The organism is Streptomyces sp. NPDC059696 (assembly GCF_042733745.1).
In the GTDB taxonomy this organism is placed as follows: Bacteria; Actinomycetota; Actinomycetes; order Streptomycetales; family Streptomycetaceae; genus Streptomyces.
Map to the genome: position 1 here is coordinate 1 of NZ_JBHWFG010000019.1, position 20,324 is coordinate 20,324.

The 20,324-nt window shown below is 70.1% G+C and carries 16 protein-coding genes; 7 read left to right on the plus strand and 9 right to left on the minus strand.

Annotated elements, in window-relative coordinates:
* Positions 1 to 72 precede the first annotated feature (72 nt).
* A complete protein-coding gene (uvrA, locus tag ACFV20_RS21315) occupies positions 73 to 3,108 on the minus strand; it encodes an excinuclease ABC subunit UvrA (RefSeq protein WP_385658690.1) in 3,036 nt (1,011 codons plus the stop codon).
* A gap of 222 nt (positions 3,109 to 3,330) precedes the next feature.
* Here uvrA and ACFV20_RS21320 point away from each other — a divergent pair, with 222 nt between their 5' ends.
* The 4 genes from ACFV20_RS21320 (at position 3,331) to ACFV20_RS21335 (ending at position 6,752) form a co-directional block, all read left to right on the plus strand.
* The gene (locus ACFV20_RS21320; protein ID WP_385658692.1) at positions 3,331 to 4,023 is read left to right on the plus strand and encodes a maleylpyruvate isomerase family mycothiol-dependent enzyme; all 693 of its coding nucleotides are present in this window, start codon (positions 3,331 to 3,333) and stop codon (positions 4,021 to 4,023) included.
* A 46-nt stretch (positions 4,024 to 4,069) separates the two neighbouring features.
* Positions 4,070 to 4,723 carry an MBL fold metallo-hydrolase gene (locus ACFV20_RS21325; protein WP_385658693.1) on the plus strand — a complete coding sequence of 218 codons (654 nt, stop codon included), beginning with the start codon at positions 4,070 to 4,072 and terminating at the stop codon, positions 4,721 to 4,723.
* A gap of 592 nt (positions 4,724 to 5,315) precedes the next feature.
* Positions 5,316 to 5,888: a TetR/AcrR family transcriptional regulator gene (locus ACFV20_RS21330; protein ID WP_385658695.1), complete on the plus strand. Its 573-nt coding sequence runs from the start codon at positions 5,316 to 5,318 to the stop codon at positions 5,886 to 5,888.
* A 27-nt stretch (positions 5,889 to 5,915) separates the two neighbouring features.
* Positions 5,916 to 6,752 carry an oxidoreductase gene (locus tag ACFV20_RS21335; RefSeq protein ID WP_385658696.1) on the plus strand — a complete coding sequence of 279 codons (837 nt, stop codon included), beginning with the start codon at positions 5,916 to 5,918 and terminating at the stop codon, positions 6,750 to 6,752.
* Between the two features lie 470 nt (positions 6,753 to 7,222).
* Here the strand turns inward: ACFV20_RS21335 and aroQ are convergent, their stop codons facing one another.
* Complete coding sequence (gene aroQ / locus ACFV20_RS21340; RefSeq protein WP_385658697.1) at positions 7,223 to 7,696, minus strand: type II 3-dehydroquinate dehydratase; 474 nt, start codon at positions 7,694 to 7,696, stop codon at positions 7,223 to 7,225.
* A 228-nt stretch (positions 7,697 to 7,924) separates the two neighbouring features.
* Here aroQ and ACFV20_RS21345 point away from each other — a divergent pair, with 228 nt between their 5' ends.
* The gene (locus tag ACFV20_RS21345) at positions 7,925 to 8,971 is read left to right on the plus strand and encodes a S66 peptidase family protein (RefSeq protein WP_385658888.1); all 1,047 of its coding nucleotides are present in this window, start codon (positions 7,925 to 7,927) and stop codon (positions 8,969 to 8,971) included.
* Between the two features lie 94 nt (positions 8,972 to 9,065).
* The gene (locus tag ACFV20_RS21350) at positions 9,066 to 10,340 is read left to right on the plus strand and encodes an MFS transporter (RefSeq protein WP_385658698.1); all 1,275 of its coding nucleotides are present in this window, start codon (positions 9,066 to 9,068) and stop codon (positions 10,338 to 10,340) included.
* 50 nt (positions 10,341 to 10,390) lie between these two features.
* Here the strand turns inward: ACFV20_RS21350 and ACFV20_RS21355 are convergent, their stop codons facing one another.
* From ACFV20_RS21355 to ACFV20_RS21385, 7 genes are all read right to left on the minus strand, one after another.
* The gene (locus ACFV20_RS21355; RefSeq protein WP_385658700.1) at positions 10,391 to 11,491 is read right to left on the minus strand and encodes a calcium:proton antiporter; all 1,101 of its coding nucleotides are present in this window, start codon (positions 11,489 to 11,491) and stop codon (positions 10,391 to 10,393) included.
* Positions 11,492 to 11,570: 79 nt separating this feature from the next.
* On the minus strand, positions 11,571 to 11,873 hold the full coding sequence (locus ACFV20_RS21360; RefSeq protein ID WP_385658702.1) for a hypothetical protein: 303 nt from the start codon (positions 11,871 to 11,873) through the stop codon (positions 11,571 to 11,573).
* Positions 11,874 to 12,003: 130 nt separating this feature from the next.
* Positions 12,004 to 13,005, minus strand: coding sequence for a TerC family protein (locus tag ACFV20_RS21365; RefSeq protein WP_385658704.1), 1,002 nt, complete (start codon positions 13,003 to 13,005; stop codon positions 12,004 to 12,006).
* Positions 13,006 to 13,227: 222 nt separating this feature from the next.
* On the minus strand, positions 13,228 to 15,267 hold the full coding sequence (locus tag ACFV20_RS21370) for a TerD family protein (protein ID WP_385658706.1): 2,040 nt from the start codon (positions 15,265 to 15,267) through the stop codon (positions 13,228 to 13,230).
* A gap of 76 nt (positions 15,268 to 15,343) precedes the next feature.
* Complete coding sequence (locus ACFV20_RS21375; protein WP_234849816.1) at positions 15,344 to 15,922, minus strand: TerD family protein; 579 nt, start codon at positions 15,920 to 15,922, stop codon at positions 15,344 to 15,346.
* Between the two features lie 138 nt (positions 15,923 to 16,060).
* Positions 16,061 to 18,205 carry an excinuclease ABC subunit UvrB gene (gene uvrB / locus ACFV20_RS21380; protein WP_385658707.1) on the minus strand — a complete coding sequence of 715 codons (2,145 nt, stop codon included), beginning with the start codon at positions 18,203 to 18,205 and terminating at the stop codon, positions 16,061 to 16,063.
* Positions 18,206 to 18,245: 40 nt separating this feature from the next.
* Positions 18,246 to 19,112 carry an MHYT domain-containing protein gene (locus ACFV20_RS21385; protein WP_385658709.1) on the minus strand — a complete coding sequence of 289 codons (867 nt, stop codon included), beginning with the start codon at positions 19,110 to 19,112 and terminating at the stop codon, positions 18,246 to 18,248.
* Between the two features lie 289 nt (positions 19,113 to 19,401).
* Here ACFV20_RS21385 and ACFV20_RS21390 point away from each other — a divergent pair, with 289 nt between their 5' ends.
* The gene (locus ACFV20_RS21390; protein ID WP_385658710.1) at positions 19,402 to 20,274 is read left to right on the plus strand and encodes a glycerophosphodiester phosphodiesterase; all 873 of its coding nucleotides are present in this window, start codon (positions 19,402 to 19,404) and stop codon (positions 20,272 to 20,274) included.
* The last annotated feature ends 50 nt before the right edge of the window (positions 20,275 to 20,324 follow it).

The window sequence follows — 20,324 nt, forward strand, 5'->3', positions numbered from 1 at the left end:
GGTTTCCCGTGGGGCCCGGCGCGTTCGGAAGGCCGATGCGGTCGAGGGCCCGCCGCGGTCGGCGGGGTGACCTCAGCCCTTGCTGGATCGGGTCGTCTTCTTCGCGGCGGCCTTGGTCGTCTTGGTGGCCTTGGCCGCTGTCTTCTTGGTGGCGGCGGAGGTGACGGTCTTGGTGGCGGTCTTGCGTGCCGGTGCCGTCTTGGCCGCGACCGTCTTGCGGGCCGTGGTCTTGCGCGGCGCCTTCACCGAGGACGCGTCGCTGACGCGGTCCGCGCCGAGGACCTCCCGCAGGAACTTGCCCGTGTGGCTGGCCGGGACCCCGGCCACCTGCTCGGGCGTGCCCTCGGCTACCACCAGGCCGCCGCCGGCGCCGCCTTCGGGGCCCATGTCCACGATCCAGTCGGCGGTCTTGATCACGTCGAGGTTGTGCTCGATGACGATGACCGTGTTGCCCTTGTCGACCAGGCCGGACAGGACGGTCAGCAGCTTGCTGATGTCCTCGAAGTGCAGACCGGTGGTCGGCTCGTCCAGGACGTAGACCGTGCGGCCGGTGGAGCGCTTCTGCAGTTCGCTGGCGAGCTTCACGCGCTGCGCCTCGCCGCCGGACAGGGTGGTCGCGGCCTGGCCGAGGCGGACGTAGCCGAGGCCGACGTCTTTGAGCGTGTTGAGGTGCCGGGCGATCGAGGGGACCGCCTCGAAGAAGGCGGTGGCCTCCTCGATCGGCATGTTCAGCACCTCGGCGATGGACTTGCCCTTGTAGTGGACCTCCAGGGTCTCCCGGTTGTACCGGGCGCCGTGGCAGACCTCGCACGGGACGTAGACGTCCGGCAGGAAGTTCATCTCGATCTTGATGGTGCCGTCGCCCGCGCAGTTCTCGCAGCGGCCGCCCTTGACGTTGAACGAGAAGCGGCCCGGCAGGTAGCCGCGGACCTTCGCCTCGGTGGTCTCGGCGAACAGCTTGCGGATGTGGTCGAAGACGCCGGTGTACGTGGCCGGGTTGGAGCGCGGGGTGCGGCCGATGGGCGACTGGTCCACGTGGACGACCTTGTCGACGAGGTCGTCGCCGTCCACGCGCGTGTGCCGCCCGGGCACGCTCCGGGCGCCGTTCAGCTCGCGGGCCAGGTGCGTGTACAGGATGTCGTTGACCAGCGTCGACTTGCCGGAGCCGGAGACGCCGGTGACGGCGGTGAACACGCCCAGGGGGAAGGAGACGTCGATGTCCTGGAGGTTGTTCTCCCGGGCGCCGTGCACGGTGAGCTGCCGGGAGGGGTCCAGCGGGCGGCGGATGTCGGGCAGCGGGATGGCCTTCTTGCCGGACAGGTACTGACCGGTCTGCGACTCCGCGTTGGCGAGGAGCTCCTTCAGGGAGCCGCTGTGCACGACCTTGCCGCCGTGCTCGCCGGCGCCGGGGCCGATGTCGACGATCCAGTCGGCGGTCTTGATGGTGTCCTCGTCGTGCTCGACGACGATCAGGGTGTTGCCCATGTCGCGCAGCCGGACGAGGGTCTCGATCAGCCGGTGGTTGTCGCGCTGGTGCAGGCCGATGGACGGCTCGTCGAGGACGTAGAGGACGCCGACCAGGCCGGAGCCGATCTGGGTGGCCAGGCGGATGCGCTGGGCCTCGCCGCCGGACAGGGTGCCTGCCGCGCGGTTGAGCGAGAGGTAGTCCAGGCCGACGTCGACCAGGAACCGCAGCCGCTCGTTGACCTCCTTCAGCACGCGCTCGGCGATCTTCTTGTCGCGGGCGGTGAGCTTCAGTTCGCCCAGGAAGTCCGCGCAGTCGCTGATCGACATCGCGGAGACCTCGGCGATGGACTTGTCCATGATCGTGACCGCGAGGACGATCGGCTTCAGCCGCGTGCCCTCACAGGTGGGGCAGGGCACCTCGCGCATGTAGCCCTCGAAGCGCTCACGGCTGGAGTCGCTCTCGGCCTCGCTGTGCCGGCGCTTGACGAAGGGGACGGCGCCCTCGAAGGCCGTGGTGTACCGGCGTTCACGTCCGTAGCGGTTGCGGTAGCGGACCTCGACCTGCGTCTTGTGGCCGTACAGCAGGGCCTTCTTGGCGCGCTGCGGCAGGCCGCCGAAGGGGATGTCCGTGCGGAAGCCCAGCGCGTCGGCGAGAGCGCCGATCAGGCGGCCGAAGTAGTCCTTGGTGTGGCCGTGCGACCAGGGGTGGATGGCGCCTTCGTCGAGGCTCTTGTCCGGGTCGGGGACGATCAGCTCCGGGTCGACCTCCATGCGCGTGCCGATGCCGGTGCAGTCCGGGCAGGCGCCGAAGGGCGAGTTGAAGGAGAAGGAGCGGGGCTCGAGCTCCTCGAAGGACAGGTCGTCGTACGGGCAGTACAGGTGCTCCGAGAACATGCGCTCGCGCTCGGGGTCGTCCTCGGGGAGGTCGACGAAGTCGAGCACGACCATGCCGCCGGAAAGACCGAGGGCGGTCTCCACGGAGTCCGTGAGGCGGCGCTTGGCGCCGTCCTTGACGGTGAGGCGGTCGACGACCACCTCGATGGTGTGCTTCTCCTGCTTCTTCAGCGTGGGCGGGTTCGACAGCTGGATGGTCTCGCCGTCCACCCGCGCGCGGGAGTAGCCCTTGGTCTGGAGGTCGGAGAAGAGGTCGACGAACTCGCCCTTGCGCTCGCGCACCAGCGGCGACAGCACCTGGAAGCGGCTGCCCTCGGGGAGCTCCAGGACCCGGTCGACGATGGCCTGCGGCGACTGGCGCGAGATCGGGCGGCGGCACTCCGGGCAGTGCGGCTTGCCGATGCGCGCGAAGAGCAGGCGCAGGTAGTCGTAGACCTCGGTGATCGTGCCCACGGTGGAGCGCGGGTTGCGCGAGGTCGACTTCTGGTCGATGGAGACGGCCGGGGAGAGGCCCTCGATGAAGTCGACGTCCGGCTTGTCCATCTGGCCGAGGAACTGCCGGGCGTAGGAGGAGAGGGACTCCACGTAGCGCCGCTGTCCCTCGGCGAAGATGGTGTCGAAGGCCAGCGAGGACTTGCCCGACCCCGACAGGCCCGTGAAGACGATGAGCGAGTCGCGCGGGAGGTCGAGCGAGACGTTCTTCAGGTTGTGCTCGCGCGCTCCACGAACGATGAGACGGTCGGCCACGCCGGTCCGCACCTTTCTTGAGAGAAGTGACAGGGGCGGGGCCCCCGTCTTTCTCAGACTAGGGGGAGCCACTGACAACGCCGGTCGGATTCACGGGTTGCCAACAACCCCCGGCTCTCCAGCATGCCCGACGCCACGTCCGACCATATAGCACGCGCTTTCGAATTACGGCACTCCTTCACCACCTTCACCCGAAGGAGTGGCGCGGCTAGGGTCAGCACCATGATTGATCACGCTCATGACCTGGCGTCTGTACGTGACGCGACGGAACGGCTGCTGACCGCAGTCGGCAAACTGGACAACGCGGCTGTGACGGAGCCGTCACGGCTGCCCGGCTGGAGCCGCGGCCACGTCCTGGCCCATCTCGCCCGCAACGCGGACGCCCTCGTGAACGTCCTGCGGGGCCGTCCCATGTACGTCTCGGGCGAGGCCCGGGACGCCGACATCGAGCGGGACGCCCCTCGGACCCTCGAGGTCCAGCTCGCCGACCTGCGCGAGAGCGCGGCCCGCTTCCAGGAGGCCGGGGACGCCCCGGCGGACTGGACGCGCACGGTGGAGCTGCGCAACGGGGTCACGGACTCCGCTTCCCGGGTGCCGTTCCGGCGGTGGGTCGAGGTGGAGCTGCACCACGTGGACCTGGGGATCGGCTACGAGCTGGAGGACCTCCCCGCGGACTTCACCGAGCGGGAGATCGACTTCCTGGCCGACCGGTTCACCGGCCACCCCGACGTGCCGGCCACGCGCGTCACGGACGGCACGCGCGCGTGGAGCACCGGACGGAAGCCCGGGGAGCACGGGCCCGAGGTGACGGTCACGGGTGCTCCGGCCGACCTGCTGGGCTGGCTCGCGGGCCGCCGCGACGGGGCCGCGCTGTCGTCGGCCGGCGGACCGCTTCCGGCACTGCCGCCGCTGTAGGCCGGCGGACCGCTTCCGGCACTGCCGCCGCTATAGGCTGGCGGACATGACGTACAGCGGAGAGGTGACGGTCGGCGGACCGGCCGATGTGCACGAGCTCAAGGACCTGATGATCACCAAGATCGCGGTGGGTCCGATGAACAACAACGCCTATCTGCTGCGCTGCCGGGCCACGGACGAGCAGTTGCTGATCGACGCCGCAAACGAGGCGGACACGCTGCTCGGCATGATCGGTGGCGACGGCATCGCGTCCGTCGTCACCACCCACCGGCACGGCGATCACTGGCAGGCGCTCGCCGAGGTCGTGGCGGCGACCGGCGCCCGCACCTACGCCGGCCGGGAGGACGTCGAGGGCATCCCCGTACGGACCGACGTGCCGGTCGACGACGGAGACACCATCCTGGTCGGGCGCGTGGAACTCACCGCGCGCCACCTGGTCGGGCACACGCCCGGTTCGATCGCCCTGGTCTACGACGACCCGCACGGGCATCCCCATGTGTTCACCGGGGACTGCCTGTTCCCGGGCGGTCCTGGCCGGACGACACGTCCGGAAGAGTTCAACTCCCTGATGGACGGCCTGGAAACCAAGCTGTTCGACGTCCTGCCCGATGAGACCTGGGTCTACCCCGGGCACGGCAACGACACCACCATCGGCACGGAGCGGCCCCACCTCGCGGAGTGGCGCGCACGAGGCTGGTAACCGTCACCGACGACTGGTTCCTCACGGCCAGCGGGCACACCCGCGCGGGTGTGCCCCCGCGGTTCATGCCGCTCAGCGTCTTGACGACCCCGGTCTCCGGGAAGGTCCGCTGAATCTGTTCGCCGAGGCTGTCGGTATCGACCGGATTCAGCGAGGGCGGCATGCCGCGGGAGAAGTCCAGCGGGTCGGCGAGGTCCACGAGAACCATCCCCGCAAGGTTCGCGGCCCCCGCAGACTCCAGGGCCTACAGGCTCATGCGCCCGCGATGGTTTGACGACTCTCTCGCTGGAGGCCGCCACGTCGGACCAGGTCTCCCGCCGGACCCTCGGTGCCCGCAGCCATTCCACGAAGGGCGGATTGTTGTAGCCGTGGGGTTCGGTGCGGGCCGGCGTGGTCTTGGGGTCACGGGCTCCCACGACGGCCTCGTGACCGAGGGACACCGATGTGGCGGCAATGGTCCGTCCGACGATGCCGGTTTCGAGAACGGTGTAGCGCATGAGATGGGCCCTTTCGAGAGCAGGAAACGGACTCGCCGCACAAACCGGGCGCGACACCTCCCAACGAACTGACATCCTGTGCAATAATTGTCAGCATGTTGGAGGAAGAACGGGTCACGGTGATCCTGGATGCGGCGTACACGTGCTTCACGCGGCACGGCGTCAAGCGCACGACCATGGACGACATCGCACGTGAGGCGGGCATGTCCCGCCCTGCGGTCTACCAGTACGTCCGCAACAAGGAGGACGCCTTCCGTCGCCTGTCGGTACGCCTGCTCGACGGGGCCCTCGACGGCGCGCGTGAGGCGGTCGACGTCCGCGGAGACTTGTGTGCCCGACTGACCGGGATCCTGGAGGCGAAGCTGGGGCTGGCGCTGCGCCTGTGGCGCGACAGCCCGGCGCACGCGGCCGAACTACTGGGTGTCGACGCCCGGCTGTCGGTGGATGAGATCGAGCGCTACAACACCGCCATGCGCGACCTGATCGCCACTGTCGTCGCCGCCGAGCACCCCGACGTGGATGCCGTCGAGGTGGCCGAACTTCTCTTGGCCTTCACCCGAGGGCTGGAGGCCGACCTCTCCGACCCCGAGGCTCCGACCCGACGTCTGCGTCACGGAGTCACGCTGCTCACTGCCGGCCTGGACCACACGAACGATCGCCCACTGTGAACGGGTCACACCTCAGAAGGAATCCTCATGACCAACGCCGTATTGATCACCGGAACATCGTCCGGTATCGGTCGCGCCACCGCCCTGCGCCTGGCCCGCCGTCCCGAGTTGACCGTCTACGCCACCGCCCGCCGCCCTGAGGCACTGTCCGACCTGGCCGACGCGGGAGCCCGCGTGCTTCCGCTGGACGTCACCGACGAGACGTCCATGGTCGAGGCCGTGGAGGCCGTGGAGGCCGCGCACGGCTCGGTCGGGGTCCTCGTCAACAACGCCGGATACGGGGCGTACGGCACAGTGGAAGAGACCGGCCTGGAGGGCGTGCGGCACCAGTTCGAGACCAATGTCTTCGGCCTCGCCCGGATGACGCAGCTCGTCCTGCCGGGCATGCGGCGTGCGGGCGGGGGCCGGATCGTCAACGTCGGTTCGATGGGCGGGCGTCTCGTCTTCCCCGCGGGTGGCTACTACCACGCCAGCAAGTACGCGGTGGAGGCCCTGAGCGATGCCCTGCGCGTCGAGGCCGCGCCCTTCGGGGTCAAGGTCAGCCTGATCGAGCCGGGTCTGATCCGCACCGCCTTCGGCGACACCGCCGCCCACACCCTCGCCGGTTCCGCCACTCCGACAGGTCCGTACGCCGCGTTGAACACGGCTGCCGAACAGCAAATGGCGCAGTCCTACCGTTCCAAGGCGCTGTCCGCTCCTCCCGAGAGGGTCGCCCTGGCGATAGAGAAGGCCATCACCGCCGCCCGGCCCAAGGCCCGCTATGTGGTCACCCCTGCGGCGAAGGCCCTGATCCACACCCGACGCCTGCTGGGCGCCCGGGTCTTCGACGCCTACGTGCGCATGCAGTTCCGGGCAGCCGCGTAGCAGCGGGCCGGTCTGTTCGCCCCGGCTGTCGCCGTCCGGGCGACGACCACGCGGGTTCCGGGCTCGCGGTGTGCCAACCTGCCCGCATTGGCTACGGGCGCGCCTGGGGCGGGGCCAGGCGGGTGATCTGCTGCAGTCGGCGCCGGACGGGGCGAGGGGTGTCGCCTGCGTCCGAATCGGTCCGGCAGGAGAGGACTCGGCGTGAGCGCTCGCGGAGCGTGCTCGGTGTGAGTGGTGCGCCGCGCACGCGCCCCGTGTGAATCGTTCGCGCACGCCGATGTCGCACATGCGCTCCCCCCACGCGACGTTGCGCAGTCAACTGGTCTCAGCCCCGCGCAGGATGACGGCTCCTGGGCGGATGGGCCGCCGGCCTGTCGTTCCCCGCCCTCGGCCGGCGGCCCCGGCGCACGCTCACGCGACGCAGGTGTAAGGGGCGTTCGCCATGGCCGACGGGGCTTACCGGTGACGGCTCAGGTGTTCGCCGTGCCCGCCCCCGCCAGTGCCGCCACCCGCTCCACGCCGAACACGTACCCCTGCACGCCGCAGCCCGCGATGACCCCGTCGGCACGCAGCGAGACGTAGGAGTGGTGCCGGAACGACTCGCGCTGGTGGATGTTGGAGATGTGGACCTCCAGCACCGGCAGGCCGTCGCAGGTGTTCAGGGCGTCCAGGAGGGCGACAGAGGTGTGCGAGTAGGCACCGGGGTTGATCACGATGCCGCAGTGGTTCAGTCGCGCCTCGTGGATCCAGTCGACCAGTTCACCCTCGTGGTTGGACTGGCGAAAGTCGACCGTACCGCCGTGCGCGGCCGCCGCCTTGGCGCACAGGGCCTCGACGTCGGCGAGGGTGTCGGAACCGTAGATCTCCGGCTGGCGCTGGCCCAGCAGGTTCAGATTGGGGCCGTTGAGGATCATGATCGGGGCGTGGGCCAGGGTGCGGGGCACGGTTCCTCCGGTCCGTTCGTGGTCGCGCGGCCCGTGGGCGGACCGCTGCTCACAGCCGGTCTATCACGGAGCGCCCACCGGTCTCGCCCCGCTGAGCACGCTGACCACCTCTGGTGAGCACGCTGATCACATCGGGGGAGCACACCGCTCGCGTCCCCCTGCGCAAGGCCGGTCATATCTCGGTGCGCGGGGCGCACGCCGGGTCGTAGCCTGCCGGGCATGACGAGCCTGACCAGCCCCGCCTATCCCCCGAAGCCCTCCCCCGGTGACCGCATCGCCGTGATCTCGCCCTCCTCCGGCCTGCCGGGACTCTTCCCGCTGCCCTACGAGCTCGGCCTTCAGCGACTGCGCGAGGAGTTCGGGCTGGAACCGGTGGAGTACCCGGCGACCCGCACCATGGGCTCCACGCCACGGCAACGGGCCGACGACGTCCACGCCGCGTTCGCCGACCCGGAGATCAAGGCCGTCATCGCGTCGATCGGGGGCGACGACCAGATCACCGTGCTGCCGTACCTGGACCGGGAGTTGATCCGGGCCCACCCGAAGCCGTTCTTCGGGATGAGCGACAACACCAACCTGCTCGCGTTCTTACGCACCTGCGGCGTCGTCGCGTTCCACGGCGGCAGCGTCATGTGCGAACTGGGCCGTCCCGGCGCCATGCACCCGCAGACCGCCGAGTCCCTGCGCGCGGCCCTGTTCACCCCCGGACCGTACGAGTTGCGGCCCGCCGAGCGGTGGCGCGACATCGACAGGGACTGGGCGGATCCCGCGACCTTCGACGCGGAGCCGGAGACCCGGCCCGGTACCGGCTGGACCTGGGTGAACCCCGGCCCGGTGGTGGAGGGACGCAGTTGGGGCGGCTGCCTGGAGATCCTCGCGTGGCTTCTGATGGCCGACCGGGAGATCGCCCGGGACCTGTCCGCGTACGACGGCGGCGTGCTGCTCCTGGAGACCTCGGAGGACATGCCGAGCGCCAGGGAGGTCTTCCACACCCTGCGCGGCATGGGCGAACGCGGACTGCTGGAACGCTTCGCCGCCCTGCTGATGGGCCGTCCCAAGACCTGGTCCTTCGATCACCCCACCACCCCGGAGGAGGCGGCGCGTTATGCGGCCGACCAGCGTGAGGCCGTCCTGCGCGCCATGCGGACGTACGCCCCCGACGCCACGATCGTCTTCGACGTGGACTTCGGGCACACCGATCCGCAACTGGTCATCCCGTACGGCGGCACGGTGCGTGTGGACGGCCCCGCCCGGCGCATCACGGTGACCTACTGATGCCCCCGAGACCCTCCACGCGCCCCCGTAACCGGCAGTCACGGTGGGTAGTTGACGCGGCATGCACGACGTACGCACCGTAAGGACACCCTCCATGCCGCGCCTCGCGGCCGCCTCGCTCGCCGGCACCGCCATCGAGTTCTACGACTTCTTCGTCTACGGCACCGCGGCGGCCCTGATCCTGGGGCCGTTGTTCTTCCCGACCTTCTCCCCGATGGCCGGGACACTGGCCGCCTTCGCCACGTTCGGTGTGGGCTTCGTGGCACGGCCGCTCGGCTCGATCCTGTTCGGGCACATCGGGGACCGGCGCGGACGGCGCCCGGTCCTGGTCGCGTCCCTGCTGCTGACCGGGGCCTCCACGGTCGCCGTCGGCTGCGTACCGACGTACGACTCGATCGGCGTGGCCGCTCCCCTGCTCCTCCTGGTCCTGCGCTTCCTCCAGGGACTGGGGCTCGGCGGCGAGTGGGGCGGGGCGGTCCTGCTGGCCGTGGAACACGCGCCGGCCCGGCGGCGTGTGCTGTGGTCGAGCTTCCCGCAGGTCGGGCCCGCGCTGGGGTTCCTGATCGCCAACGGAGTGGTGCTGGGACTGTCCTCGGCGCTGACCGAGGCGCAGTTCGCCGCGTGGGGGTGGCGGGTGCCGTTCTGGGCGGCGGGGGTGCTGGCCGTCGCGGGGCTGTGGCTACGGTCCTCCCTGGCGGAGAGTCCGAGCTTCCTCGAGATCGACGACCACGCGCGCGTGCCGCTCGCCGAGGTCGTCCGCCATCACTGGCGGCTCCTGCTGCTGACCGGCGGCGGACTCGCGATCGGCTACGCGATCTTCTACGCCGTGACGACCTGGTCCCTCGCCTACGGCACGGAGCGGCTCGGGGTGAGCCGCGGCGTCATGCTGACCTGCGTCATGGGCGCGGTGCTGGTGAAGGGGGCTCTCACCCCGGTGGTGGCGCTGCTCGGTGACCACTACGGCCGACGGCCACTGTGCCTGGCCGGGTGCGCGGCCGCCGCCCTGTGGATGTTCCCGATGGTCGCGCTCCTGGCCACCGGTGCTCCGCTGCCGATGTTCCTGGGGTTCCTCGGGGCGATGCTCGCGTTCATCACGATGTTCGCCGTGATCGCCGCGTATCTGCCGGAGCTGTACGAGCCGCGGGTGCGCTGCACCGGCGCCGCCGTCGGCTACAACCTCGGCGGGGTTCTCGGCGGAGCGCTCACACCGATCGTGGCGACCGCCCTCGCCGAGCAGGGCGGGCGGGTGCCGTGGGGGGTGGCCGCGTATCTGACGGCGATCGCGCTCATCAGTCTGGGATGCTTCGCAGCGCTGCCGGAGACGCGCCCGGTGCCGGTGGGCGGCGCTGCCGAGGCCGCGGCGGGGTGAGCCGCACGGAACGGAGCGGATGCGGCCGCAGGCGCAGGGCCTGCGTGTGCCTACGGGTTGATCGCCAGCTCCAGGTACGCCGCGAACAGCACCAGGTGGACACCACCTTGGAGCGGCGTGGCCCGGCCCGGCACCACCGTCAGCGAGGCCACCACGACGGTCAGGGCGAGCAGCACCATGTGCGTGGCGCCGAGACCGAGGACGAGCGGGCCGGAGAGCCACAGGGAGGCGAGGGCGACGGCGGGGATGGTCAGGCCGATGCTGGCCATGGCCGAGCCCAGCGCGAGGTTCAGGCTGGTCTGCACCCGGTCCCGGCGGGCCGAACGCAGCGCGGCGATGGTCTCCGGGAGCAGCACCAGCAGGGCGATGATCACACCGACGACGGCTTGATGGAGCCCGGCCGCCTCCACGCCCGACTCGATGGTGGGCGAGACCCCCTTGGCCAGGCCGACCACGCCGATCAGGGCCAGACCCAGCAGGGCCAGGCTGATCCTGGCGGTGGAGGCGGTCGGCGCCCCGGCGTGCTCCTCGGTGGTGATCACCTCGCCGTGCCGGGTGATCGGCAGGAAGTAGTCCCGGTGCCGCACGGTCTGTGTGGCGACGAACAAGCCGTACAGGACGAGCGAGGACAGCGCCGCGAAGGTCAGCTGCACGGTGGAGAACTCGGGCCCCGGCTTGCTGGTGGTGAACGTGGGCAGGACCAGGCTGAGCGTGGCCAGGGTCGCGACCGTGGCGAGTGCGGCGCCGGTGCCCTCGGGATTGAAGACGGCCGTGCCGTGCCGCAGTGAGGCGACGAGCAGGCACAGTCCGACGATGCCGTTGCACGTGATCATCACGGCCGCGAACACGGTGTCCCGGGCCAGGGTCGAGCTCTTGTCCCCGCCATCGGCCATCAGGGTGACGATCAGGGCGACCTCGATGATCGTGACGGCGACGGCGAGGACGAGGGAGCCGAACGGCTCACCGACACGGTGGGCGACCACTTCGGCGTGGTGCACGGCGGCCAGGACGGCTCCGGCGAGGACCAGGGTCACCACGGCGACGACCGCCGCCGGCAGGTCCCGCCCCCAGGTGAGGACCAGCAGGACGACCGCGAGCAGGGGCACCAGGGTCGTCCACTGCGTCACGAGCCGCCTGCTCCGAGCGATCATGCAGCGATCGTCGCAGACGTGCTCGGGACCGGCATTCCGGTACGCCGGGCTTGGGGGGACGCTCCCCGTGGCTGAGGCGCTACGTGAGGTCCCGCGCGTCCAGGACGTCGCAGTTGGTGTAGACGCGCTCGCCCGTGCTGAGCGCGTCCAGCCGCTGCGCCATCGCGCTGGTCTCGGGGTCGTCGCTGTTGCGCATGGCCTCCTCGTAGGAGTCGAACTCGATCAGCGCCAGGTAGCGGCCGGGCTTGTCCCGGTCCTTCAGCAGCGTGCTGTGGGTGGGGCCGTTCGTGCGGCCGGCGTTGCGCTGTCCCGCCTCTTCGAGCACCTGCTGCATCTCGTCCAGGCGCTCGGTCTCGAACTCGATGATCTGCACGAACTTCATGACGCCTCCAGCCGGCCGCGGCGTTCCCTGGCGGGGGGACGCTCTCAGGGAACAAGCAAGCACCGGGACCGGCGGTCGGCAATTCGCCGAGCACCGGTCCCGGTGAGGGTTGTCGCTACGACCGACGCGGTCAGGCGTCGATGCTGTCCTTCGGAGCGCCTCCGCTCTTGCCCTGCGCCCCCTCGGCCGCCGCCTGCTTCTTGGAAGCTCGCAGGCTGGTGATCGTGGTGACGATCAGGACGGCGCAGATCACGCCCAGCGAGACCGGGATGCTGATCTCGGGGACATGCACCCCGGACTCGTGCAGCGCGTGCAGCACCAGCTTCACGCCGATGAAGCCCAGGATGATCGACAGGCCGTAGCTGAGGTGGACCAGCTTCTTCAGCAGACCGCCGATCAGGAAGTACAGCTGGCGCAGACCCATCAGGGCGAACGCGTTGGCCGTGAAGACGATGTACGGGTCCTGCGTCAGGCCGAAGATCGCGGGGATGGAGTCGAGGGCGAAGAGCACATCGGTGGTGCCGATGGCCAGCATCACGACCAGCATCGGGGTCATGACCCGCTTGCCGTTCTCCCGGATCCAGAGCTTGGTGCCGTGGTAGCGGTCGGCCACACCGAAGCGGCGCTCGGCCGCCTTGAGCAGCTTGTTCTCCTCCCAGTCCTCGTCCTCCTCGTCGGCGCGGGCCTCCTGGATGAGCTTCCAGGCGGTCCAGATGAGGAAGGCGCCGAAGATGTAGAACACCCACGCGAAGCTGGCGAGGATCGCCGCACCCGCGGCGATGAAGATCGCCCGCAGGACCAGGGCGATGAGGACACCGATCAGCAGGACGCGCTGCTGGTACTGCGACGGCACCGCGAACTTCGCCATGATCAGGACGAAGACGAAGAGGTTGTCGACGCTGAGCGACTTCTCGGTGATGAAGCCGGCGAAGAACTCACCGGCGGGCTGGCCGCCGGCGAAGAGGAGCAGACCGAATCCGAAGAGTGCGGCCAGCACGATCCAGACGATCGTCCAGATCCCGGCTTCCTTGATCGACACGTCGTGCGGCTTGCGGCCGATGAAGAAGTCGACCGCGATGAGGGCGGCGAGGCCCACGATCGTCAGGACCCATAGGGTCACGGAAACATCCACTGCGCCTCCGGCAGTCGTCACGGCAAATGTCAGCGTCGTCGCTGCCGGAGGTCTCTTCCACCCAAGGATGGGCCGACGCCCCGGGATCTGGCCTGATCCGTATTGACGGGTACGCCGCAGCAGACAGGGAGTACTCCCCTCCGTGCCGTCCACAGTACCCAATCGCCAAGAACAGGTAAAGCGCTTGGCAAAAGAAAGACCAAAACCCCAGGTCGGAGAGCTTTACGTGAACTTGGTACGGGCGGCGGCCACCTGGTGGAGCACCTGCTGGAGGATCTGGCTGCCGGGCGGCACCAGCGCCGGCTCGTACGTCCACGCATGACCGACCCACGGGTCGGCGAGGTGATCGTCGGCCACCGGCGTCAGTCGCAGCAGCGAACGCCACAGCGGGTCGAGCAAAGGCCCATAACCGGAGGACTGCTCCCGGTCGGCCACCATCATCAGGTGGACGCCGAAGGCGGGGCCCTCGTCGGCGAGGTAGCGCAGCTGGTTCACGGCACGGTCGTCGAAACCGTGCGGGAAGTCGTTGACGATCAGGAGCTGCTGGGAGGTGTCGAAGCCGGGCGGAAGGGAATCGGCGGCGCCGCCCCGGACCGCCATCTGCACCAGGTCGACCCGCTGGGTGAGCCGGCCCAGCACGTCCGCCACCCCGGCGGCGCCGAGTGCGGGCGGGGCCGCGAGCACACCCGACTGCACGAGGGGCACCAGCGCCTGCGCCCCCGAACCGGCCGGGTCGATGACGTGGACGGTGAACTCGCCCGCCGGATAGACGGCCAGCAGCCGGGCCGCGTGCGCGACCGCCGTCTCCATGGCCAGACGGGCCATGGTGGGGGAATCGGTGAACGAACCGTCGGACGATCCGGCCGCCCCGCTGTCGATCCACAGGCCCCGCTCCAGCGGCAGCCGGACCAGCATCGGGATACGGACCCGGTCGGCCTCCGGGAGGTGGAGGTCGCCCAGGCGCAGAGCCATGGGGATCTCCATCGGCACCCGGTAGCCGTGCCACACCGGGTTGTCCCAGCGGGCGTACGCCGGCGGCAGGGCCGGTTCTACGACGTCGGCCTCGGCGGCGAGCTGCGCGAGGTCCCGGTCCAGCGCCTGGCGCGCCTGGGCGACGAGCTCGGCGTGCCGGGCGCGGGCCGCCTCGCGGGCGGCGTCGCCCTGCCCGCCGATCCGGCTGCGCGGGTCGGAGAGGACCTGCTCCAGCTCCTTGTCCATGCGCGACTCGGCGAAGTCGACGGCACTGCGGTAGGCGGCGGTGGTGCGGGCCAGGTCCTCGAACATGCCCCAGACCTGGTTGTAGAGCCGCTCCTCCATGGACCAGCCGGTCGCGTCGCCCGCGACGGGCTGGGCGGGCTGCCCGGGTGCGGCCGGGGGCGCGGCCGGCGGGGGCGGTGGCGGCGCGGCGTTCTGCCGGCGCGGGTGGCTGTAGTCGATCGGGCCGCCGGCCGTCGGCGCGGACGGCTGGGTCACGGCGTCGGGATCCGGCGCGGCGGCGGGGTACGACGGCTGCTGGGGTGCGGGCTGCCCGGGAACACCGGGCTGTCCGGGGCCGCCCGGCGTCTGCCCTCCGTACGGGGACACCGGCGGCGGTACGGGGCCGGTCTGGGGCGTGGTGCCGCCCTGGTCCGGGCCGAGGGCGGGGGCCGCCCCCTGCCGGGAGCGGTCGCCGTCCGCCGTGCGCGGCGGGGGTGCCTGCACCGAGCGGGCCAGGCCCTGTGCCACCGCCTCGTTGATGCTGCCGGCGAGCTGGTGGGCCTGCGCAAGGCCCTGGTCGGTGAGGAGTTCGGCGAGGCCGCCCGCGTAGCCCTGGCCGATGGCGCGTACCTTCCAGGCGCCCTGCCGGCGGTAGAGCTCGAGGGCGACGACGGCCGACTCGGCCTCCAGGCCGGTGATGGTGTAGCTGGCGATCTCCTCGCCGTCGAGGCCGGTGACCGCGACGAAGGGGGCCGCCACCGAGGCGAAGCAGACCGGGCCCGTCCCGCCGACGGGCAGGGCGAGCAGCACGCTGACCCGGTGGACGGTCTCCGGCATGGCGTCCAGGTCCACCGCGAGGCGGTGGTCGGCGGCGGCCTGCCGGGAGACTTCGAGGCCGGGCTGGGTGGGTGCGCCCGGGTGGGCCACCCACTCCACGCCCTGGATCCGGCCGTTCTCGTCACCGAGTGCCGCCGCGGCCACGAGCGGCGTGCCGGCCGAGATCCGGACCTCTAGGCGGACCTGGGAGAGCGGGTGGTTCTGCCCCCGCACCAGCTCGGCCGTCATCGCCTTCGTCCCCCTGTGTCGTTGTGTGGAATCGGGTGCTGCTCGCCGGGCCCGCCGGTCCGGGGCCCGGGTGCGCTCAGAGCACCGGCAGGATGGCCGGCATCAGGTCCTGGAAGGTGCGCCCGTTGGCCGGGTTGCCCAGGGCCGTCATCGTCCAGCCCTGGCCCGCGCGGTGGACCTTGGCCATGATCTGGGCCGTGTACTGGCCGCCGCCGGCGAGCGTGTAGCGGGCGAGCTCCTGGCCGTTGGTCTCGTCGACCAGGCGGCAGAACGCGTTCTGCACTTCCTGGAAGGTCTGGCCCGTGAAGGAGTTCACGGTGAAGACGATCTGGTCGATGTGGACCGGGACCCGTGCGAGGTCGACGAGGATCGCCTCGTCGTCGCCGCCCTGGCCGACACCGCCGACGAGGTTGTCACCGGTGTGGCGCACCGAGCCGTCGTCGCTCACGAGGTGGCGGAAGAAGACGACGTCGACCGGCTGCTTGTCCGCGAACAGGACAGCGGAGGCGTCGAGGTCGATCTCCCGCGTGCGCGAGCCGAACAGGCCGCGCCGGGGAGCCGCCTGCCAGCCGAGACCCATGCGAACCGCAGTCAGGCTGCCGCCGTCGTTCTTCTGCAGACTGATGGCCTGACCCTTGGTCATGTTGACGGTCACGCGCTGATTCCCCTCTCGAAATCCCCTGTTGCCGCGTGGTCGCGGTTGACCAGAACCCTACGCAGGGGCACTGACCGTGACGTACCCCGGTCCGCACTTTGTGTCGGTCTTGCAACACTGCGCGTACGCGGCGGGTTGTCAGGCCAGGCCTGCCTCCTTCATCTGGCGCAGCTCCTTCTTCATCTCGGAGACCTCGTCGCGCAGCCGGGCCGCGATCTCGAACTGGAGCTCGGCGGCGGCGGCCCGCATCCGCGCGGTCAGCTCCTCGATCTGCCCGGCCAGTTCGGCCGCGGGGCGGTCGGTCGGCACGGTCTCGGCGGCCTTGCCCTTGCCCTTGGCGGATGTGGCACCGCCGGCCCCCTTGCCGAGGGAGGGCACGGGCGCCTTGGTGCCCCCGCCGTCCTTCTTCGCCTTGCGGTAACCGGAGCCGAGCAGCTGATCGGTGTCGATGTCCTCGCGGGCGATCTGGGCGACGATGTCGTTGATCTTCTTGCGCAGCGGCTGGGGGTCGATGCCCCGCTCCGTGTTGTACGCGATCTGCTTCTCGCGGCGCCGGTTGGTCTCCTCGATGGCCTTCTCCATCGCCGGGGTGATCTTGTCGGCGTACATGTGGACCTGGCCGGAGACGTTGCGCGCGGCGCGGCCGATGGTCTGGATCAGGGAGGTGCCGGAACGGAGGAAGCCCTCCTTGTCGGCGTCGAGGATCGCCACCAGGGAGACCTCGGGCAGGTCGAGGCCCTCGCGCAGGAGGTTGATGCCGACGAGCACGTCGTACTCACCGGCGCGCAGTTCCCGCAGCAGCTCCACGCGGCGCAGGGTGTCGACGTCGCTGTGCAGGTAGCGCACCTGGATGCCCAGTTCGAGGAAGTAGTCGGTGAGGTCCTCGGCCATCTTCTTGGTGAGCGTGGTGACCAGGACGCGCTCGTCCTTCTCCGTGCGCTGCCGGATCTCGTGCACCAGGTCGTCGATCTGGCCCTCGGTGGGCTTGACGACGACCTCCGGGTCGACGAGGCCGGTGGGGCGGATGATCTGCTCGACGAAGCCGTCCGAGCGGGACATCTCGTAGGTGCCCGGGGTGGCCGAGAGGTAGACCGTCTGGCCGATGCGCTCCTGGAACTCCTCCCACTTCAGGGGGCGGTTGTCCAGGGCGGAGGGCAGCCGGAAGCCGTGCTCGACGAGGGTGCGCTTGCGGGAGGCGTCGCCCTCGTACATCGCGCCGATCTGCGGGACGGTGACGTGGGACTCGTCGATGACGAGGAGGAAGTCGTCCGGGAAGTAGTCCAGCAGGGTGTTGGGCGGGGAGCCGGGCGAGCGGCCGTCGAAGTGCATCGAGTAGTTCTCCACGCCGGAGCAGCTGCCGATCTGGCGCAGCATCTCGATGTCGTAGGTGGTCCGCATGCGCAGGCGCTGGGCCTCCAGCAGCTTGCCCTGCTTCTCCAGCTCGGTCAGGCGCTCGGCCAGTTCCTTCTCGATGTCGTTGACCGCCCGCTCCAGGCGCTCGGGGCCCGCGACGTAGTGGGAGGCCGGGAAGACGTAGAGATGCTGGTCGTCGCTGATGATCTCGCCGGTGACCGGGTGCAGGGTGGACAGCGCCTCGATCTCGTCGCCGAACATCTCGATGCGGACGGCCAGCTCCTCGTAGACCGGGAAGATCTCGATGGTGTCGCCGCGGACACGGAAGGTGCCGCGGGTGAACGCCAGGTCGTTGCGCGTGTACTGGATGTCCACGAAGCGGCGCAGCAGCTCGTCGCGGTCGATCTCCTCGCCCACCTTGAGCGGGACCATGCGGTCCACGTACTCCTGCGGGGTGCCGAGGCCGTAGATGCAGGAGACGGACGCGACCACGACGACGTCCCGGCGGGTGAGCAGCGAGTTGGTCGCGGAGTGGCGCAGCCGCTCGACCTCCTCGTTGATCGAGGAGTCCTTCTCGATGTAGGTGTCCGACTGCGGGACGTACGCCTCGGGCTGGTAGTAGTCGTAGTACGAGACGAAGTACTCGACGGCGTTGTTCGGGAGCAGCTCGCGGAACTCGTTCGCCAGCTGGGCGGCCAGCGTCTTGTTCGGCGCCATGACGAGCGTGGGGCGCTGGAGCTTTTCGATCATCCACGCGGTGGTGGCGGACTTGCCGGTGCCGGTCGCGCCGAGCAGCACGACGTCCTTCTCGCCCGCCTCGATGCGCCGGGCGAGCTCGGCGATGGCCGTCGGCTGGTCGCCGTTCGGCTGGTAGGGGCTGACGACCTCGAAGGGCGCCACCGTGCGTTCGATCTTTGAAACGGGCCGCATGGGTTCCACCGTACGACCCCGCACTGACAATGGGCTCTGATCAGCGGTTCTGCGGGGTGCGGGACCCCCGGTGCTCCACGGTGCGGCGGGGGCGGAACCGCAGGCGGCGGGCGGAGTGGCGGACGTGGGTGTGGGCGGGGATGCCGGGTTTGGGCTCGACGGGGACGACCGTGGGCTTCCCCATGACCATCAGCGGGTCGAACATGACCACCACCGCGGCCAGGAGCAGAAAGGCGAGCGGGCCGATCAGCATGGGCGCCAGCAGGGTCGCGGGGGAGTCCCCGGTGGCGGGTTCGCCCGTGCCGTGCAGATGGACGCTGAGGGCGGCCATGCCGGTGTAGTGCATCCCGCTGACGGCGAGCCCCATGACGAGGCTGGCGCCCACGCTCCACAGGAAGCCCCTGACCTGGCCGGCGGCCCACAGGGCGGCGGTGGCGGCACCCATGGCGATGGCGACGGAGATGCCCACGGTGACGGTGTTGTACTCCAGCTTTCCGTCCAGGCTCATGCTGGCCATGCCGAGGTAGTGCATCGACGCGATGCCCAGGCCGGTGATGGTGCCGCCGGTGAACAGGGCCGTACCGCGCGCACCCTTGTAGCCGACGATGAAGATCCCGACGCCCACCATGATGATCGCGACGGCGAGGCTCGCGAAGGTCATCGCCTTGTCGTAGTGGATCGGGACGCCGCGGACCGTGAACCCCATCATGGCGATGAAGTGCATGGTCCATATGCCGGAGCCGATGGCGGCGGAGCCGAGGGCGAGCCAGCCGGGGCGCCAGGACTGGGCGACGAGCATGGATCTCGTGGTGCAGCGCAGGCCCAGCGCGCCGCCCAGGCAGGCCATGAAGTAGGCCACCAGGGGTGTGACCAGGCCGTAGCTGAATCCGTCGATCGTGCCCTGCATGCGCGGCTGCCCTTTCCGCCCTCGTACGTCCCGGAATCCCCGATGTGCGCCCCCTCCCAGGACCGCACGAGCGGTCAGGGTTGACGCAGAGAGTATGACCCCCACCGGAATGGTCGAACGACTTTCCGGCAAAGAAACACGGCCTTGCCGCAGTTGTGCGGTACCAGTGAGCGGAGTTGGGCGCACTCCGTTCAACGTGTGGCCATCCTGCACCCCTCTCGCGTTGACCCTCTGCTGTCACAGTTGTGCTGTCTGTGATGTCGCCGTTCGTTCGTCGCGAGGAGTACGCATGCACGCGCGCGCTGTTGCCGCCTCGACCACCGCACTCCTGGGGACCGCCGCCCTGTTGTTCCCCCTCTCCCCCGCCCGCGCCGCAGAAGGCAGTACGTCGCCGTTGGTCATCGCGCACCGCGGGGCCTCCGCCCAGGCGCCCGAGAACACCCTGGCCGCCGTGGACAGGGCGGCGGAGCTGGGCATCCGCTGGGTGGAGAACGACGTCCAGCGCACCAGGGACGGCGAGCTGGTCGTCATCCACGACGACAACCTGCGGCGCACCACGAATGCCGAGGAGGTCTTCCCCGGCCGGGCCCCTTGGAAGGTGAAGGACTTCACCGCGGCGGAGATCGCCCGGCTGGACGCGGGCAGCTGGTTCTCACCCGCTTACGCGGGCACGCGCGTGCCGACGCTGGAGCAGTTCGTGCACCGTCTGGACCGCCACCGCCAGAAGCTGCTCCTGGAGATCAAGAACCCGGAGCTGTACCCGGGCATCGAGCGGCAGACGCTGAAGGTCCTCAGCAACGAGGGCTGGCTCGACCGGCCGCACCGGGCGGGCCGGCTGATCGTGCAGAGCTTCAGCGCCGACAGCGTGCGCACGGTGCACGAGCTGAAGCCCGGCGTGAAGACGGGCCTGCTGGGGAAGCCGCCGGTGTCGGACCTGCTCTGGTGCGCGGAGTTCGCCGACCAGATCAACCCCTCGTACAGCTCGCTCTCCCCGGCGTACGTGGCCTCCGTGCAGGCCTTCGACGGGCCGCACGGCAAGCCGATGGAGGTCTTCGCCTGGACGGTCGACGACGCGCGGACGGCCCGGCGGGTCGCCGGGTACGGGGTCGACGGGATCATCACGAACAAGCCGGACGTGGTGCGCAAGGCCGTGGGCGGCTGATCCGGGGTCCGGCTTCGGACGGCGTTGTCAGTGGCGGGTTCTACTGTGGG

Bases quoted from the DNA above. Each gene is read 5' to 3' on its own strand.
- ACFV20_RS21320 (WP_385658692.1), top strand. From the start codon at position 3,331: ATGATTGATCACGCTCATGACCTGGCGTCTGTACGTGACGCGACGGAA.
- ACFV20_RS21325 (WP_385658693.1), top strand. From the start codon at position 4,070: ATGACGTACAGCGGAGAGGTGACGGTCGGCGGACCGGCCGATGTGCAC.
- ACFV20_RS21330 (WP_385658695.1), top strand. From the start codon at position 5,316: ATGTTGGAGGAAGAACGGGTCACGGTGATCCTGGATGCGGCGTACACG.
- ACFV20_RS21335 (WP_385658696.1), top strand. From the start codon at position 5,916: ATGACCAACGCCGTATTGATCACCGGAACATCGTCCGGTATCGGTCGC.
- ACFV20_RS21350 (WP_385658698.1), top strand. From the start codon at position 9,066: ATGCCGCGCCTCGCGGCCGCCTCGCTCGCCGGCACCGCCATCGAGTTC.
- ACFV20_RS21355 (WP_385658700.1), bottom strand. From the start codon at position 11,491: ATGATCGCTCGGAGCAGGCGGCTCGTGACGCAGTGGACGACCCTGGTG.
- ACFV20_RS21360 (WP_385658702.1), bottom strand. From the start codon at position 11,873: ATGAAGTTCGTGCAGATCATCGAGTTCGAGACCGAGCGCCTGGACGAG.
- ACFV20_RS21370 (WP_385658706.1), bottom strand. From the start codon at position 15,267: ATGACGGCCGAGCTGGTGCGGGGGCAGAACCACCCGCTCTCCCAGGTC.
- uvrB (WP_385658707.1), bottom strand. From the start codon at position 18,205: ATGCGGCCCGTTTCAAAGATCGAACGCACGGTGGCGCCCTTCGAGGTC.
- ACFV20_RS21385 (WP_385658709.1), bottom strand. From the start codon at position 19,112: ATGCAGGGCACGATCGACGGATTCAGCTACGGCCTGGTCACACCCCTG.
- ACFV20_RS21390 (WP_385658710.1), top strand. From the start codon at position 19,402: ATGCACGCGCGCGCTGTTGCCGCCTCGACCACCGCACTCCTGGGGACC.